The sequence below is a fragment of the Salicola sp. Rm-C-2C1-2 genome, from assembly GCF_040196175.1.
Taxonomy (GTDB): domain Bacteria; phylum Pseudomonadota; class Gammaproteobacteria; order Pseudomonadales; family Oleiphilaceae; genus Halospina.
On record NZ_JBEFNF010000001.1, the window covers coordinates 151,163 to 167,295 of the forward strand.

General features: G+C 61.3%; 13 protein-coding genes. 5 read left to right on the forward strand and 8 right to left on the reverse strand.

The genetic code is table 11. The features are described 5' to 3' along the window. A complete protein-coding gene (locus AAF659_RS00670; protein WP_349749765.1) occupies positions 1-603 on the forward strand; it encodes a YceI family protein in 603 nt (200 codons plus the stop codon). On the opposite strand, the gene AAF659_RS00675 is transcribed toward AAF659_RS00670, so the two are convergent. Further along, positions 597-839: a hypothetical protein gene (locus AAF659_RS00675; RefSeq protein ID WP_349749766.1), complete on the reverse strand. Its 243-nt coding sequence runs from the start codon at positions 837-839 to the stop codon at positions 597-599. The two genes, AAF659_RS00670 and AAF659_RS00675, sit on opposite strands and share 7 nt — an antisense overlap. A 163-nt stretch (positions 840-1,002) precedes the next feature. Here AAF659_RS00675 and parC point away from each other — a divergent pair, with 163 nt between their 5' ends. Both parC and serB read left to right on the forward strand, forming a co-directional pair. After that, the gene (gene parC / locus AAF659_RS00680) at positions 1,003-3,306 is read left to right on the forward strand and encodes a DNA topoisomerase IV subunit A (RefSeq protein ID WP_349749767.1); all 2,304 of its coding nucleotides are present in this window, start codon (positions 1,003-1,005) and stop codon (positions 3,304-3,306) included. After that, a complete protein-coding gene (gene serB / locus AAF659_RS00685) occupies positions 3,299-4,534 on the forward strand; it encodes a phosphoserine phosphatase SerB (protein WP_349749768.1) in 1,236 nt (411 codons plus the stop codon). The genes parC and serB overlap by 8 nt, the downstream gene beginning before the upstream one ends. 15 nt (positions 4,535-4,549) lie before the next feature. Here the strand turns inward: serB and AAF659_RS00690 are convergent, their stop codons facing one another. The 3 genes from AAF659_RS00690 to epmB all read right to left on the reverse strand — a co-directional run bounded on the left by AAF659_RS00690 (position 4,550) and on the right by epmB (position 9,601). Further along, positions 4,550-6,643 (reverse strand): EAL domain-containing response regulator, encoded by a 2,094-nt coding sequence (locus tag AAF659_RS00690; protein WP_349749769.1) that lies wholly within the window; start codon positions 6,641-6,643, stop codon positions 4,550-4,552. Positions 6,644-6,684: 41 nt separating this feature from the next. Next, complete coding sequence (locus tag AAF659_RS00695; RefSeq protein ID WP_349749770.1) at positions 6,685-8,457, reverse strand: cyclic-di-GMP receptor FimW-related protein; 1,773 nt, start codon at positions 8,455-8,457, stop codon at positions 6,685-6,687. Positions 8,458-8,560: 103 nt separating this feature from the next. After that, positions 8,561-9,601: an EF-P beta-lysylation protein EpmB gene (gene epmB, locus AAF659_RS00700; RefSeq protein WP_349749771.1), complete on the reverse strand. Its 1,041-nt coding sequence runs from the start codon at positions 9,599-9,601 to the stop codon at positions 8,561-8,563. 39 nt (positions 9,602-9,640) lie between these two features. On the opposite strand from epmB, the gene efp reads away from it, so the two are divergent. Beyond that, positions 9,641-10,213 (forward strand): elongation factor P, encoded by a 573-nt coding sequence (efp, locus tag AAF659_RS00705; protein WP_349749772.1) that lies wholly within the window; start codon positions 9,641-9,643, stop codon positions 10,211-10,213. Beyond that, complete coding sequence (gene epmA / locus AAF659_RS00710; RefSeq protein WP_349749773.1) at positions 10,210-11,157, forward strand: EF-P lysine aminoacylase EpmA; 948 nt, start codon at positions 10,210-10,212, stop codon at positions 11,155-11,157. The genes efp and epmA overlap by 4 nt, the downstream gene beginning before the upstream one ends. Before the next feature lies 1 nt (position 11,158). On the opposite strand, the gene asd is transcribed toward epmA, so the two are convergent. From asd to AAF659_RS00730, 4 genes are all read right to left on the reverse strand, one after another. After that, on the reverse strand, positions 11,159-12,022 hold the full coding sequence (asd, locus tag AAF659_RS00715; protein ID WP_349749775.1) for an archaetidylserine decarboxylase: 864 nt from the start codon (positions 12,020-12,022) through the stop codon (positions 11,159-11,161). After that, complete coding sequence (locus AAF659_RS00720; protein ID WP_349749776.1) at positions 12,019-12,831, reverse strand: sulfurtransferase; 813 nt, start codon at positions 12,829-12,831, stop codon at positions 12,019-12,021. Before AAF659_RS00720 ends, asd begins: the two co-directional genes overlap by 4 nt. 62 nt (positions 12,832-12,893) lie before the next feature. Continuing rightward, positions 12,894-14,684, reverse strand: a complete 1,791-nt coding sequence (gene oadA / locus AAF659_RS00725) for a sodium-extruding oxaloacetate decarboxylase subunit alpha (protein ID WP_349749777.1) — start codon at positions 14,682-14,684, stop codon at positions 12,894-12,896. A 22-nt stretch (positions 14,685-14,706) separates the two neighbouring features. Then, a complete protein-coding gene (locus AAF659_RS00730) occupies positions 14,707-16,125 on the reverse strand; it encodes an acetyl-CoA carboxylase biotin carboxylase subunit (RefSeq protein ID WP_349750731.1) in 1,419 nt (472 codons plus the stop codon). Positions 16,126-16,133: the final 8 nt, after the last annotated feature.

Genomic DNA, 16,133 nt, shown 5'->3' on the forward strand with positions numbered 1-16,133 from the left:
ATGAATCTGAAAAACTTGACGCGCGGTATTGTGGCATCGGCAGCCACGGTGGCGATGGTCAGTGCCGGCCAGGCCCTGGCTGCTGATCCCAGTGGCCTTTACGAGTTTGACCGTGACGGTCAGCACCAGTTCATCCAGTTCCGCATCAGCCACCTTGGCTTCAGCACTCTCTATGGGCGCTTCAACGATTTTGACGGTAGCTTCGAGTATGACGCCGACAATCCGGAGCAGTCATCGGTCAGCGTTACCGTTGACACTAGCAGCGTGGATTCCAACCATTCCGAGCGCGACAAACATCTTCGCGAGGAAGACTTTCTTTACGTGAATGAGTACCCGAAGGCCACCTTTGAAAGTACCTCCGTTGAAATGACAGGTGACGACACCGCCACGGTAACCGGTGATCTCACCCTGCGTGGCGTCACCCGTGAGGTTGATCTGGAAATGGAAATGATCAAACACGGTGAGGATCCGTGGGGCAACTATCGCATGGGCTTTGAGGGCACGACGAAGCTGACCCTGGAAAACTTCGGTATTGATTACGATCTCGGGCCGCAGGCCGAGCAAGTAACGCTGATGCTGTCAGTGGAAGGGATCCGTCAGTGATGACGGCGTGAGCGCCCGGCGGCCTCATCACGGGGCCGGCGCTCGCCCCGGCTCAGGAACAGATTAAGGAATACGAGTAAGCTCACTCCCAGGCTGGTAAGCCCGTAAAGGCGGAGGTCGACGAGCTCGCCAGCCCACATGTATTCCACCACGATAATCAGAACGAAGGTGACAAGGCCCACCATGAGTCCGTGGCCCGCGGCCCGACGCGCAGCGCGTGTTCGACTCGATGCCATAAGGGGTTTCGGTTCCACCGTGATAGGGGGATGATCGCTGAAGCTATACCAACGTTAGCCCTGAGCGTTGCCCAGCCTCTATTCGGGAAATCCACTACCATAGGTTTGGAGTCCGGCGTAAGGCTCCCTATAATGGCGCTTTGCCCGAGACGGGCACCCACCCATGACGGAGCACCTAGAGCCTATGCCGGAATTCGAGACTACCGACGAGGGCTATGAGCGCGTTGCGCTGCGCGATTATACGGAGAAGGCGTATCTGGATTACTCCATGTACGTCATCCTCGACCGCGCGCTGCCGCATATCGGCGATGGCCTCAAGCCGGTCCAGCGCCGGATCGTCTATGCCATGTCCGAGCTGGGTCTTTCCGCCACTGCGAAGTACAAAAAGTCTGCCCGTACTGTGGGCGATGTGCTGGGCAAATTTCACCCGCATGGTGACTCGGCGTGTTATGAGGCCATGGTGCTCATGGCCCAGCCCTTCTCGTACCGCTACCCGCTGGTGGATGGTCAGGGCAACTGGGGGAGTCAGGACGATCCTAAGTCATTTGCGGCGATGCGCTACACCGAGGCACGGCTGGCGAAGTTCTCTGAGGTGCTGCTCAGTGAACTGGGCCAGGGCACCGTTGATTGGCAGCCGAATTTCGATGGAACCCTGAATGAGCCCGCCACACTGCCGGCCCGGGTGCCGCATGTGCTGCTCAATGGCACTACCGGTATCGCTGTGGGTATGGCCACGGACATTCCGCCGCACAACCTGCGCGAGGTGGCTGCTGCCTGCATTCACCTGCTGGATGAACCCGGGGCCGAGGTGGATACCCTCTGTGACCACGTTCAGGGCCCTGACTTTCCGGCAGGCGCGGCCATCGTCTCCTCCCGGCAGGACCTGCGTCAGCTTTATCGCACCGGGCGCGGTACGCTGCGCATGCGTGCCCGCTGGCAGCTGGAGGGCAGTGATATCGTGATCACGGCGATGCCGCATCAGGTCTCCGGCAACCGTATCATGGAGCAGATCGCGCATCAGATGCAGACCCGCAAGCTGCCCATGGTCAGCGATCTGCGCGATGAATCGGATCATGAGAATCCGGTGCGAATGGTCATCTCACCGCGCACCAACCGTGTGGATACCGACGGGCTCATGGAGCATCTTTTTGCCAGCACGGATCTGGAAAAGAACTATCGGATGAACCTCAACGTGATCGGGCTGGATGGGCGCCCCCGCGTGCGAGATCTGCGCGGGCTGCTGTCTGAATGGCTGGAATACCGGTACGAGACCGTGCGCCGCCGCCTGGAACACCGTCTGGGTAAGGTGAAGGCACGGCTGCACATACTTGAGGGGTTGCTGGTTGCCTATCTCAATATTGACGAAGTCATCCAAATCATCCGGGACGAGGATAAACCCAAGCCAGTGCTGATGGATCGCTTTGGCCTGTCGGATGAACAGGCTGAGGCCATACTGGAACTCAAGCTGCGCAACCTCGCCAAACTTGAGGAAATGAAGATCCGCGGCGAACAGGAGGAGCTGCAGCAGGAGCGTGACAGTCTCCAGGCGACCCTGGGCTCTGAGGATCGGATGCGTGAGCTGATCAAATCCGAGCTTGAGGCGGATGCCGAGACTTTCGGCGACGACCGGCGCAGCCCCATTGAGGCCAAAGGCGAAGCGAAAGCGTTCAGCGAGACCGATCTGGTCTCCGGTGACCCGGTGACCGTGGTTCTCTCAGAGAAAGGCTGGATCCGTGCTGCGAAAGGCCATGATATTGATCCGGCCGGGCTCAGCTACAAGGCCGGGGATCGCTTCGCTTTAGCCGCGCGAGGGCGTAATAACCAGCAGGCGCTGGTGCTCGACACCACCGGGCGCAGCTATGCACTGAATACCCACACGTTGCCATCGGCCCGGGGTCAGGGCGAGCCTCTGACTACGCGCATCAACCCGCCGACAGGCGCTGGTTTTTCAGGGCTTGTGATGGCTGGCGAAGGGCGGGTGCTTCTCAGCACAACAGCGGGTTACGGGTTCGTGACACCGCTGGCGTCACTGGTTAGCCGCAACCGCAATGGCAAGGCGGTGCTGAACGTGCCAGAGGAAGCGCGCATACTGGCGCCGCAGCTTGTGCGAGCGGGTGACAACGTCTGGTTGGCGGCTGTCTCTACCGAGGGGCGTATGCTGGTCTTTCCGCTCAGCGAGTTACCCGAACTGGCCAAGGGCAAAGGCAACAAGATGCTGGGGATCCCTCCAGCACAGGTGCGCAGCGGTGAGGAGTCCATGGTGGCGGTGACCACCTTTGGCGAGCGCGATAAGCTGGTGCTCCATGCGGGTAAACGCCACCTGACGCTGCGTTTCAGTGACCTTGAGCATTACCGGGGCGAGCGTGGGCGGCGTGGTCATAAGCTGCCGCGCGGGCTCCAGCGGGTTGACCGTATCGAAGTGATTGAACACGACAACGCTGGGGAGGCGTCTTCAACGGATGAGTGAACTGGTACTGATCAATGTTTCCGGGCGCGACAAGCCCGGACTGACCTCGGAGATTACCGGCATCATGGCGCGCTTCGATGTGCGCATTCTGGATGTGGGCCAGGCTGTGATCCACGACCACCTGACCTGGGGCATTCTTGCCGAGATCCCCGAGGAGAACAACGCGCCACAGGTGTTCAAGGAACTTCTTTTCCGCATCCATGAACTGGATCTGCAGGTGCGTTTCGAGCCCATTACGGAGGAAGCCTACGATGAGTGGGTCCAGGGTAAGGGCCGTGGGCGTTATGTGGTGACCCTCATGGCGCGGGACATCACTGCGGATCAGATCGCCCGGGTCTCAAGCATCACCGCGCAACACGGACTCAATATCGACAATATTGCGCGCCTGTCCGGACGCACCAGCCTTGAGCGCAGTGATCGCATCGCCTGTGTGGAGTTCTCGGTGCGCGGCACCCCCCAGGATCTGGAGGCGCTTCGCTCGGACTTTCTGCACATCGCCACCGACCTGAATGTGGACATCGCCTTCCAGGAGGATTCCATCTATCGGCGCAATCGCCGGCTGGTGGTTTTTGATATGGACTCAACCCTGATCGAGGCAGAGGTGATCGACGAGTTGGCCAGCGAGGCTGGCGTGGGCCACAAGGTGGCGGAGATTACTGAGCGTGCCATGCGCGGAGAGCTGGATTTCAGTCAGAGCTTCCGCGAGCGGGTTGCGTTGCTGGAAGGCATGCAGGAGTCAGTGCTTGAGCGCGTGGCGGAGCGCCTGAAGCTGACGGAAGGTGCTGAAAGGCTCATTACGACCCTGCGCAACCTTGGTTACCGGACGGCAATTCTGTCAGGCGGTTTCACCTACTTCGCGCGGCATCTGCAGCAGCGGCTCAATATAGACTATGTCTATGCGAACGACCTTGAGATCCGGGAGGGGCAGGTGACCGGCGAAGTGGCCGGACAGATCGTGGACGGTCAGCGCAAGGCCGAACTGCTGGAACAGATCGCGGATGACGAACGCATCCGGCTGGAACAGGTGATCGCGGTGGGTGATGGCGCCAATGACCTGCCCATGCTCAGCAAAGCCGGGCTGGGCGTGGCCTTCCGTGCCAAGCCGATGGTGAAAGAGTCCGCCCGCCATTCCATTTCAACGCTGGGGCTGGACGCCATCCTGTATCTGCTCGGTTACCGTGAGTCCGACAGGGCCCCGGATCTGGTCGCTATGAACCGGGATCAGTAGAGGCGGTTGCGGCGTTCAGTCGCCCTCGCCGAAATCGTAATCCATGGCTGCCGCCGGCGCCTGCAGGTAATAGCCCTGAATGTAGTTGACGCCGGCCTGCCAGATGGTGGCCAGTACTGAGGCACTTTCGACCAGGGGCATGACCGTAAGCTTGCCCTGTTGGTGCAGGCTCTGGATCATCTCTTTGACTGTCTGGCGCGACTGTTCGTTTTTCTGGATTTCGTCGGTATAGGAACCGTCCAGTTTGATGTAGTCCACCTCCAGGTGCTTGAGCGTGTTAAATGGGTTCAGTGCTCCCCCGAAGTGAGTGATGGACAGCGAGCAGTGCAGTTCGCGCAGCGCGTTGCAGAAATCCCGTGCCTGCTTGAGGTAAGTGGTGGCATCACGCTCCGAGATCTGGAAGATGAGAGAGTTCCCCGGTAGCCGGGCTGCCTTGAGCGCCACGCCCAACCAGGAGGGGAAGGTCTGGTCCTGGACCGTCTCGGCGGTCAGGTTGAGAAACAGCTTGGTTTCATGCCCCTTGGAGCGATGGCTAGCCAGCTGCTTGATGGTCTGAAGCACAACCCAGCGGTCGATTTTGGCCGCTGTGTTGACGGGGCCACCGGGCGGCAGGAAATCGTACGGTGACACTTCCCTGCCATTGTCATCCAGCATCCGGACGAAAGCCTCGTAGTGTTCCTCGCCCTCGCCACGAAGATTGATGATGGGCTGGAAAAGCAGTTTGAATTGGTCATTATCCAGTGCCTGTTGAATCGCATCGGCGGTACCGTCCGGGCTGCCCTGAGTCTGAAGCTGAGGTTCGTAGACGTTGATGCCGTTACCGGTTTCATGTCCCTCCTTCTGGCGAACCTCGTCTGCGGCGGTGTGCGCGCGCCCTACAAGATCTTCCGCTTGGGGCGCGTTTTCGGTAATCGCGGCGATCCCGATGCTCACTGTCAGCTGTAGTGTGCGGCCTGCAACCTCGAACAGGTGATCCTCCACCCGGCGGCGCAGTGTTTCGGCGACCGCCTTAATGCTCTCGACCGTGTCCTGTGGCCCGAGAATGCAGAAGGCATCATCACTGAGGCGGGCTACAACCTGGTTCTCTGTGGCGCATGCGGCCATCAGGCCGGCCATATCACCGATCACAAGGTCCGCTCCGGATATGCCGATCTGGGTTTTCTTGTGTACGAATTCGTCTAGGGCAATATAGGCCAGTGCCGCATCCGAGCCGTCCTTCTGGACCCGCGCTATGGTCTGGGAAACCGTATCCATCAGATGATGGCGGTTGTAGAGCCCGGTAAGCACGTCCTTGCTGCTGATCTCCCTGAGCTTTTCCGCCAGCTCTGCGTTGTCCTGCATGGGTCGCGCGACGATCTGGATGCAGGGTTCGCCATCATAGGTGGCGGCGGACAGTTCAGCAGTGATCTCGATGGTCTCGCCATCCGGGCGCTCGATGGTCACGCTCAGCGGCTCCTGAGGTGCCTCGCCTTCCCGGAACTGTTTCATGGCTTCCTTGAAGTTCTGCTGGCTGTCGCGCTTGAGTGTGTCCAGCACCGGCAGCGCCAGCAGGTCATCCGGATCCTCATAGCCAAGCAGCTCCAGGTAGGACTGGTTGGCATAGACGTGTAAGCCATCATTGATATAGGCGATGGCATCCTTGGAGCTTTCCAGAAGCAGATGGCAGCGCTGTTCCGCATCCCTGAGGTGGCCGGCCAGGGAACGGCGCTCGCGGCGCTCCCGCAGATTGCCCAGCTCACGATCAATGACCTGGCGCAGCAGGGTGGAGTTGTCAAAAGCAACCGCGTCCTGGGCTCCGCGCTCCATAATGGCGCTGCGGCGTTCGCCATCGTCGTTTCCGGTCATGAGGATGGTGGGAAGATCCCGGTCCTGGCGCCGGATCTGGTCCAGCGCCTCTTCCGGGGTGGGCTCCTGCTCCTGTTCAGCGTCCCGGATGAGCATTAGGTCCCAGGTTCCCGTACTCAGGGTTTCCTCAAAGTCCTGTGCCGAAGTGATCCTGTGGGCGCGGGTGGCGCGCCCGGCATTGCGCAACAGGCTTACTACCTGCTCCGCATCGTTCTGGGAGGGATCAAGAAGCAGCAGGTGAATGGTCTCAGTCTTCTGGGGCATGATGCCGTGCGAACTCCCCGGGTTAATTGGCTGACACAGTTTTACAGGGATTGCCAGAGTGAATCAAAGTCATCGTCGTCACCAGTACCGCGACGACGCTCGCCGGTGGGGTTGCGAAAGCGCAGCTCGAATTGGCTGATGCTGCTGGTCGCTGACACCCGGCGGCTGAGCTGGGCAGCCTCCTGCTCGCCGTCACGCAGCAACGTTATACGGTGTCCGGTCTGGAAGGGGAGTCGCGGTGTGAGCAGGGTTGCCGGCTGGCCAATGGCACTGATTTCCGGCAGCAGCAGTCCACGCAGGAATTCGCTGCCACTGCCGGTCTTGTTGTTCAGGCGCAGAGCGCAGGGCGTTGCGCCAGGGCCCATAAGCTCAATACCCAGCTGGGGGCTGCGTTGGCCACCCTGGCGTATCCACCGGATGAGCGCCATGCTCCATGGCTGGTCGTTGTTTTCGCGTACGCCTAGAATCTCACCAGTCTGCAGACTGGCTGGCATTTGCGCGTCCCAATTGATGCAATAGCCACCAGGACTGGTGTTTTCAATGCTGACATCGTAGAGCGGGTAGACAAGCTCATTATCGCCGGCGATATCGCCTCCGGCTCCGCGGAAGTTGATGGGGGTATCCGGAGAGGTCATGGCTTCGTGATGCCCGGCATCAATCGCATTGGCCCAGGGGTCATTGCGCCGCTGCGCTGCGCCCAGGAAGACGTTGTCATCCCGGGCGCTGTCCTGGCTGTTCACGAATCGGTTAAAGGTGATCTGGCCGGCACAGAAATAATGAGTCGCAGTCATCCCGACTGCCACTTTCAGGTGACCGCAACTGTCGATACGCTTGTAAGCGCGTTTGGTCAGAACACCCAGCGCCCGACCCAGGTGCATGAGAAGTGCTTCGGTGATTTTTGTTGGCAGCTCCGGCGCATCGGCTGGAGCGCGCCCATCTACGTTCTCCGCCAGGTTGACCAGTCGTTCCGCCAGCTCAGTGCTGTCAAAGCCCAGGTGATGACTGGTTAGTGGTGAACGCAGCAGGTTGCGGTAGGTCGGAGGGGCATCCTGATTGAGGTTGACCACGAAAAGCGCCTCAGCCATGCCTCTGTGTAGGAGTCGCGTATAGCCAGCCCAGCACTCAAACAGCCCATAAACGTCCTGCAGTTCCCTCTGGCGGAGCTGGTTGGGTCGGCAGCAGCCCAGCAGAAGCAGTCGCTTATAGGCATCCTCAATGGTCGTTTCACTGTAGTACTGGTTGACCGGATCTTCTATGGCGATACCTGTGATCTGCCTTGAAAGGGCCCAGCTGAAAATCTGGTGGATCTCATACCAGGTGCCGTCCGGGTTGGGCGCGTAGAGCTGGCTCGCTCTGAGCAGAGTGGTTCCGAGGCTGACAATGGCTCTGTGGCAGGCTCTGGCGTTTGCCATCTTCTGTCTGTCTGGATGCGCCGTGGCTGCCAACTGGCTCACAACGATCTTGTAGCCTGTGGCCAGGTGGCGCTGCAGCGCCTGGGCAAGGTTGGCCACCTTGCGTTGTTTGGCCGTCAGGGCAATGGAGTGGCCCAGAAAGTGTTGCGAGAGCTGCTCGCAGGTGAGGTTGAGCTGCGGCCGGAGTAAACCCAGCAGCTTCATGCGCAGTGCAGGCGTGGTATCCAATTGGTTTAGTTCAATAATGGCGTGATAAAGCTGACGTGCGGACTCTCCCACATTCGCGAGCGGCAGACTTTCCACCCAGTCTTTGAAGGCACGCGGCGATGCCTCACAGAAAGAGAGGCTGCTGAGCTTGCGTTCCGGAAGCGAGAGGTCCGGCCGTCCTGCTGTGTCCGCCATAGATTGGTACCGATGGATTTCGCATGCTGCGATTACAATACAAGTTCAGGAGCAGGAGAATAGCAAGCGTACTAGGCCTTTGGTGTTGATTTTGCAAAGCGTTTCAAAGGTTCAGAGGCTGCTTGGCCGGCGCTCCGGGGATTTCCCTCACAAGCCGTGGCACCAGAAAGCCGGGCAGGCGCTCAATGAGTTGCCTTGCCAGCTCACGGGCCTTTTCGTCACCGGTATCGTAATGAGCTGCACCGGCAATCGGATCAAACGCATGCAGGTAATAAGGTAGCACGCCACATTCGAAAAGCCGCTCGCTCAATCGTTCAAGCGTTTCTGCATTATCGTTGATCCGGCGCAGCAGAACAGCCTGATTAAGGAGCGTAGCACCGGTATCAGCCAGGGCTCGTAGCGCACGACGGACGTCGTCGTCGATTTCCGCTGGGTGATTGATATGCAGAACGAGGACTTTCTGCAACGGGGTTTGTGAGAGCCATTCCAGCAGGTCGGCATTCACGCGTTGGGGGATGACTACCGGCAGTCGCGTATGAATGCGCAGGCGCTGGACGGTGGGGATGGCCGCCACCGCCGCGGCGAGCCGGGCCAGCAGGCGGTCCGGGCTGGCCAGGGGGTCGCCGCCACTGAAGATCACCTCGTTGATTGCCGGGTCGGCCTGGATGCGCGCCAGCGCTTCGTCCCATCCGGAGCCGCCCAGCTGGTGTTCGTCATAGGGAAAATGACGGCGGAAGCAGTAGCGGCAGTTGATGGCACAGGCGCCGGTTACCATGAGAAGGGCGCGCGAGGCGTATTTATGGACGAGACCTGAGGCGGCACTGGCGTCGTCGCCACTGACCTCTTCAAGCGGGTCACTGACGTAGCCGGTATGATCCTCGCCTTCCTCAGGGAAGGGAAGAATCTGGCGCAAAAGCGGGTCATCCGGGTTACCGGGCTCAATGCGCTGCAGCCAGGGTTCCGGCGCCCGGATCGGAAACTGGCGGTGGCCGGCAGCCATCCCTGCAATCATGGATTCCGGCAGAGACAGGCGCTGGCACAGCGCTTCAGGCGTGGTGATGGCGCGCCCCAGCTCCTTCTGCCATCGAGGGCGGTCGCTGGCGATGGTTGTGGTTTCGACACGGGCGTGACCGGACTGTATCATTGGCATCCCAAGTTTACTGGCAATTCGAACGAGGCATCGATGGCGACCTATTCTACCAACGAATTCCGCGGCGGGCTGAAGGTCATGCTCGACGGCGACCCCTGCGTGATAGTTGAAAATGAGTTCGTCAAACCCGGGAAAGGGCAGGCATTCAGCCGGGTCAAGCTGCGTAACCTGATGACCAACCGGGTCTGGGAGCGTACCTTCAAGTCCGGTGAAAGCCTGGAGGCGGCTGACGTTCTTGAGCTCGACATGGAGTACGTCTACAGCGACGGTGAGTTCTGGCACTTCATGAAAACTGACGGCTCCTACGAGCAGTTCGCCGCGGATGAGCGCGCCGTGGGCGACGCCGCCAAGTGGCTCAAGGAGCAGGACGTCTACAGCGTGACACTGTACAACGGTTCACCGTTGAACGTCACACCGCCGGCCTTTGTGGATCTCGAGGTGGTTGATACGGATCCAGGTGTAAAGGGTGATACCGCTCAGGGCGGCTCCAAGCCCGCCACGCTATCGACCGGTGCGGTGGTGAACGTGCCACTGTTCATGGAGATCGGTGAGGTCATCCGGGTGGATACACGAAAGAATGAGTACGTCTCCCGCGTTCGTAAATGATGGCCTGGGAGCCGGGTGCCACTCCGGCAACGCTGCGCGCCCGGGCTGACCTTCTCCGGGCGCTGCGGGCGTTTTTTGATGAGCGTGGTGTGCTCGAAGTCCAGACACCGGTTCTGGGATGCCATACCGTCACTGAACCCGCCATTGAGAGCCTTCCCCTGACCGTGGATAGTCTAGAGGGCTGGCTGCAGACCTCCCCCGAGTATTTCATGAAGCGCTTGTTGGCCGCTGGATCCGGCTCCATCTACCAGATTGGGCCGGTGTTCCGGGCAGGTGAGCAGGGGCGACGCCACAACCCCGAGTTTACGCTGCTTGAGTGGTATCGGGTTGGCTTCAGCTTGGAGACACTGGCAGCGGAAGTCGGCGATCTGGTAGAGGAGGTGCTGGCGGGGGGGCGTCCTCAAGTGGCCGAATACCGCGAACTGATGCAAGCGCATGCGGGCATCGACCCCTGGACGGACAGTGCTGGCGTGCTGGCGGCACAAGCCTCGAAGCTGTCCGGTATTCCGGAGGAACAGCTGGAGCGCAGTGAGGCTCTGGATCTGCTGATGAGCGGGTGTGTGGAACCGGCTCTAGCCGGCAAGGGACCCGTTATAGTCCGGCATTATCCCCCGGATCAGTGCGCACTCGCCGCGGTTGTCGAGGTTGGTGGGGTTCCGGCAGCCCGTCGCTTCGAGCTCTATCTGGACGGGGTTGAGATTGGCAACGCCTACGAGGAGTTGTTGGACGCTGCCGAGCAGCGCCAGCGGTTCAACGCGGATGACCAGCGCCGACGCGCTGCCGGGCAGGTCATGCCCGAACCGGACGACCGGCTGCTGGAGGCGCTGGAAACAGGGTTACCCATGTGCAGTGGCATGGCCATGGGCGTGGATCGGCTGCTCATGCATCAGACCGGGGCGCAATCCCTGGATCAGGTCATGGCTTTTTCCCGGGAGCGGCTCTGAACTATCCGTTTTGGGTGGCGCGCAACAGCGGCTCGCCCATCCGTAGCGCCTGTTCCGGTTGCAGATTCTCCTCTGGCTCAAAAGCACCCCGGGGCAACATCAGTATAACGGTGCTACCAAGGTAGAAGCGGCCCATTTCTGCGCCGCCCGCAAGGTTAGGGCCATTGTGCATCTCATGCTTTACTGCCCGGCCTGCAGGAGGTACCCGGCCGCCCCAGGCCGTTTCAATACCCGCGACAATCATGGCGCCTACCATAACCACGGCCATGGGGCCGAACTCTGTCCGGAACCATGCAACCAGGCGCTCGTTGCGTGCAAACAGTCGTGGCACATTACGGGTGGTTACGGGGTTCACGGAGAACAGCCGCCCTGGAATGGCGGTGGTCTGCTCAAGAGTGCCGGCCAGCGGCATGTGCACGCGGTGATAGTCTTTCGGGGACAGGTAGATGGTGGCAAATCGCCCCTGCTCAAAGGCGGCCAGTTCGGACTCGGGCTGTGCCGTCAGTTCAGCCGCCGAAAAGCTCTGCCCCTTGGCCTGGAACAGCCGGCCCCGGTTGATGGTGCCGCTCTGGCTGAGAGTGCCGTCCGCCGGGCACACCAGTGTCTGGTCATCCCCGCCAATGGGGCGGGCGCCGTCACGCAGGGCGCGTGTAAAGAACGCGTTGAAGCTGGCGTAGGCCTCTGGATCCGGTTCCGCGGCTTCACTCATGTCCACGCCGTAGCGCCGGATAAAGCCATTGATCAGGCGCCGTTTCAGCGCCGGGCTCCGAGAGTCCGCCACCTGTCCCGCCAGGCGTGACAGGCCATGCTGGGGGGTCAGGTGCTGGGCGGTGATGAAGCCGCTGTTGAGCAGGGCGTGAATCATTCGACAGGTGTCTCCGTATGGTTGCCCCATTCCGCCCATGAGCCGGCGTAGGCGCGCACATCGTCAAAGCCGAGCGCGCGCGCCACGACGTAGGTCAGTCCGGAACGGTGATGGCTCTGGCAATGGGTGATCACCGGCTTTGAAGGCTCAATACCGAGCGACGTCAGGGTTGTCCGGAGCTTATTTTCCGGCAGCAGGCGGTAGTTGCGCTGCGGGTCCATGAGCTGCGTCCATTCCAGGTTGACGGCGCCGGGGATGTGGCCGGAGCGCGCGGCCGACTGGCGTTCACCACGGTATTCCGACGGGGCTCGGGCGTCCCAGATGGCGGCGTTACCAGCTTTTACCGCCGCAAGAACTTCACCCAGATCCGCCGTCGTAGTGGGGTCCAGGCTTATGACTGGCTGTGAGGGCTCGGGTGCGTCCGGAACATTGCTCGTGGTTGGGTAGCTCTCGGCCACCCAGGCGATACGTCCTCCGTTGAGCAGGCTCCAGTTACGGTGTCCTGCGGACTCTAGCAGCCAGATGAAGCGTCCGGCCCAGCCGCCGCCTTCGTCGTCGTAGGCGACAACGTGGTGGTCCGGCGTCAGACCGAGACGGCCGAGCAGCCGTTCCAGCTCCGCCTTTTCCGGCAGCAGGCCGGGAACCGGTGATGCGGCGCCACGGGTTTCCGCGGGATGCACATGAACGGCACCCGGTATATGGGCTTCGGCGTAATGCTCCGGGCCGGAGAGGTCCACGACCAGCAGGTTGCTGTCACTGAGATGCTGTTGCAGGGCATCCGGCTCGAGAATCATGGGCAGGGATGACATTGGGGCCTCTGTATTGTCCACCTTTGGCGGCAGCATACCAGAGGCCCTGAGTGCGGACGAGACTATTCGATCTCGATCAGCACCTCACCAGGGGTCACCCGGTCGCCCTTGCTGATATGCACAGCCGTCACTGAGCCGGCCACCGGCGCTTTGACTTCGGTCTCCATCTTCATAGCCTCGATGATCAGCACCGGGTCGCCGGCAGCGACGCTGTCACCCTCACTGACTACGACGTCCACGATGTTGCCCGGCATGCTGGTGGTCACGTGGCCCTCCCTGGTGGCTCGGGCCCTGTGACCACCGCCCGGGGCGGACTCACCGACGGCTTCCAGTTCGATCTCTTCGGGGACACCATCGACGGTCATGTAAAACCGACGCCGGTCATCGCCACCGGGGCTTACCCCGGTCACCTGGATGTCGTAGGTCTCGCCATGGACCTGGATGCGGAACTCGGTGGGGACGTGGCCGGAGGCGTTCTCCGAGGGTGCCGGCTCCAGGACTTCCGGCTGGAGAGTGCCGTCGCGGCGCTGTTCCAGGAAGGTCCGTGCCTGATCCGGGAACATGGCGTAGGTGAGCACGTCCTCCTCGGATTCGGCGATGTCCGCGATCTCACTTTTCAGCTTGTGGAACTCGTTGGCCAGCAGGTTGGCCGGGCGTTCCTCGACCGGCTCTTCCTTGCCCACGGCACGCTGCTGCAGATTCTGGTCCACGTCGCCCGGCGCCTTGCCGTACCAGCCCTGGAGGTACTTTTTCACTTCGTTGGTGATGGTGCCGTAACGGCTGTCCGATAGGACGTTGATCACCGCCTGGGTCCCCACAATCTGGGAGGTCGGTGTGACCAGCGGCGGATAGCCCAGCTCCTCCCGGACCTTCGGGATCTCGCGGAAGACATCCTGGATGCGGTCCAGCGCCCCCTGCTCCTTCAGCTGGTTGGCGAGGTTGGACATCATGCCGCCGGGGACCTGGGACATCAGAACGGTGGTGTCCACGTCGTTGTACTCGCTCTCGAACTGGTGGTATTTCTTGCGGACCTCCCGGAAGTGGCGCGCGATGCTGTCCAGCCTCTCCAGGTCCAGTCCGGTCTCATAGCCGGCATCATGGAGCGCGGCCACCACAGACTCAGTCGGCGGGTGGCTGGTGCCACCGGCAAAGGAGGAAATGGCCGTGTCCAGGTGGTCCACGCCGGCCTCCACGGCGGCCCACTGGCACATGCTGGCCATGCCGGAGGTGTAGTGGGAGTGCAGGAACACCGGCACGTTGAACCGCTGCTTCAGGCCACTGACCAGCTCGGAAGTGGCGGCGGGGGTGAGCAGTCCGGCCATGTCCTTGATGGCGATGCTGTCGACACCCAGATCGACCATGGTCTGGGCCTGCTCCAGAAACGCCTTGGTGCCATGGACCGGGCTGACGGTGTAACAGAGGGTGCCCTGGGCATGCTTGCCGGTCTTTTTCACCGCACGGATGCTGGTCTCCAGGTTGCGCACGTCGTTGAGGGCATCAAAGATACGGAAGACGTCGATGCCGTTGTCCGCCGCCTTCTGCACAAAGGCTTCCACCACGTCGTCCGCGTAATGCCGGTAACCCAGCAGGTTCTGCCCGCGCAGCAGCATCTGCAGCCGGGTATTGGGCAGGGCCTTTTTCAGCTGGCGCAGTCGTTCCCAGGGATCCTCCTTGAGGAAGCGTACGCAGGCGTCAAAAGTGGCGCCGCCCCAGCATTCCAGGGACCAGTAGCCGGCCTGGTCCAGCCATTCGCAGGCCGGAAGCATGTCCTCGGTCCGCATGCGGGTGGCGATCAGGGATTGGTGGGCATCGCGCAGGATGACGTCGGTGATGTGGATCTTGCGTTGGCTCATGATGGTTCTCCTGATTCGGGGCTCACAGGCCAGCCTGCGCGGCGATGGCCGCGGCGATGGCGGTGGCGACGGATTCGGGCCTGGACTTGGTGCTGTACTCAAGCAGTTCCGGGTGGTTCTCGACGAAGCTGGTATTGAAACCGCCGGCCCGGAATTCCGGGTTCTGAAGGATCTGCTGGTAGTAGGGGATGGTCGTGGTCACCCCGTAGATGCCCATGTCACTCAGGGCGCGCCGGCTACGTTCCAGCAGTTCCTCCCAGCTCAGGGCCCAGACAATGAGCTTGGCGCACATAGAGTCGTAATGGGGTGGAATCTCATACCCCGTGTACATGGCCGCGTCCGTGCGCACGCCCGGGCCGCCGGCCGAGTAATAACGGCTGATGCGTCCGAAGCTCGGCAGGAAGCCGTTCTGCGGGTCCTCGGCGTTGATCCGGAACTGGGCGGCGAAGCCCCGGTAGCTGATGTCGGACTGGCTGTACGCGAGGGGCTCGCCCGCGGCAATGCGAATCTGCGTCTTGACGATGTCCACGCCGGTGATTTGCTCGGTGATGGTGTGCTCCACCTGGACCCGGGTGTTCATCTCCATGAAGTAGAACTCACCACTGTCGTCCAGCAGGAATTCCACGGTACCGGCGTTCTCGTAGCCACAGCCCTTCGCCACCCGTACGGCCAGATCGCCAAGGTACTCGCGCTGCTGCTCGGTCAGCTGTGGCGATGGTGCCAGCTCGATCAGCTTCTGGTTGCGCCGCTGAACGGAACAGTCACGTTCGTACAGGTGAATGGCGTTTCCCTGGCGATCAACCAAGACCTGAACCTCGATATGGCGCGGGTTGACAATGCACTTCTCCAGGAAGACCTCGGCACTGCCGAAGGCCTTGGTGGCCTCGGAAATGACCCTTTCGTAGTTCTGGCGCATCTCGCTGTCATTGTCACAGCGCCGGATGCCACGACCACCCCCGCCGGAGGTGGCCTTGAGCATGACCGGGTAACCGATGCGCCTGGCCTGTGCCACGGCGTCTTCCACCTCCTCCAGGTTGCCCTCGGAGCCCGGTGTAACCGGAACGCCGGCACGGATGGCGGTGTTCCGGGCCTCGGTCTTGTCGCCCATGGAATGGATGACTTCCGAGGCCGGACCGATGAACTGGATGCCGCGGTCCCGACAGACGGCGGCGAGCGTTTCGTTCTCCGACAGGAAACCGTAGCCGGGGTGCAGGGCATCGCACCCGGTCTCCACGGCCATGTTCACGACCTGGTGGGGGTTGAGATACCCCGAGAGGGGGTCCTGGCTGATGCAATGGGCCTCATCGGCCTTTTTGACATGCAGTGAATACCGGTCCGCGTCCGAATAGATGGCAACAGCCGTGATCCCCAGCTCCTGGCAGGAGCGGGCAATGCGAACGGCTATCTCGCCTCGGTTGGCGATGAGCACCTTTTTGATCATCATGTCAT

Coding starts and splice junctions, on each gene's coding strand:
- AAF659_RS00670 (WP_349749765.1), top strand. CDS start 1: ATGAATCTGAAAAACTTGACGCGCGGTATTGTGGCATCGGCAGCCACG.
- AAF659_RS00675 (WP_349749766.1), bottom strand. CDS start 839: ATGGCATCGAGTCGAACACGCGCTGCGCGTCGGGCCGCGGGCCACGGA.
- parC (WP_349749767.1), top strand. CDS start 1,003: ATGACGGAGCACCTAGAGCCTATGCCGGAATTCGAGACTACCGACGAG.
- serB (WP_349749768.1), top strand. CDS start 3,299: ATGAGTGAACTGGTACTGATCAATGTTTCCGGGCGCGACAAGCCCGGA.
- AAF659_RS00690 (WP_349749769.1), bottom strand. CDS start 6,643: ATGCCCCAGAAGACTGAGACCATTCACCTGCTGCTTCTTGATCCCTCC.
- AAF659_RS00695 (WP_349749770.1), bottom strand. CDS start 8,457: ATGGCGGACACAGCAGGACGGCCGGACCTCTCGCTTCCGGAACGCAAG.
- epmB (WP_349749771.1), bottom strand. CDS start 9,601: ATGATACAGTCCGGTCACGCCCGTGTCGAAACCACAACCATCGCCAGC.
- efp (WP_349749772.1), top strand. CDS start 9,641: ATGGCGACCTATTCTACCAACGAATTCCGCGGCGGGCTGAAGGTCATG.
- epmA (WP_349749773.1), top strand. CDS start 10,210: ATGATGGCCTGGGAGCCGGGTGCCACTCCGGCAACGCTGCGCGCCCGG.
- asd (WP_349749775.1), bottom strand. CDS start 12,022: ATGATTCACGCCCTGCTCAACAGCGGCTTCATCACCGCCCAGCACCTG.
- AAF659_RS00720 (WP_349749776.1), bottom strand. CDS start 12,831: ATGTCATCCCTGCCCATGATTCTCGAGCCGGATGCCCTGCAACAGCAT.
- oadA (WP_349749777.1), bottom strand. CDS start 14,684: ATGAGCCAACGCAAGATCCACATCACCGACGTCATCCTGCGCGATGCC.
- AAF659_RS00730 (WP_349750731.1), bottom strand. CDS start 16,125: ATGATCAAAAAGGTGCTCATCGCCAACCGAGGCGAGATAGCCGTTCGC.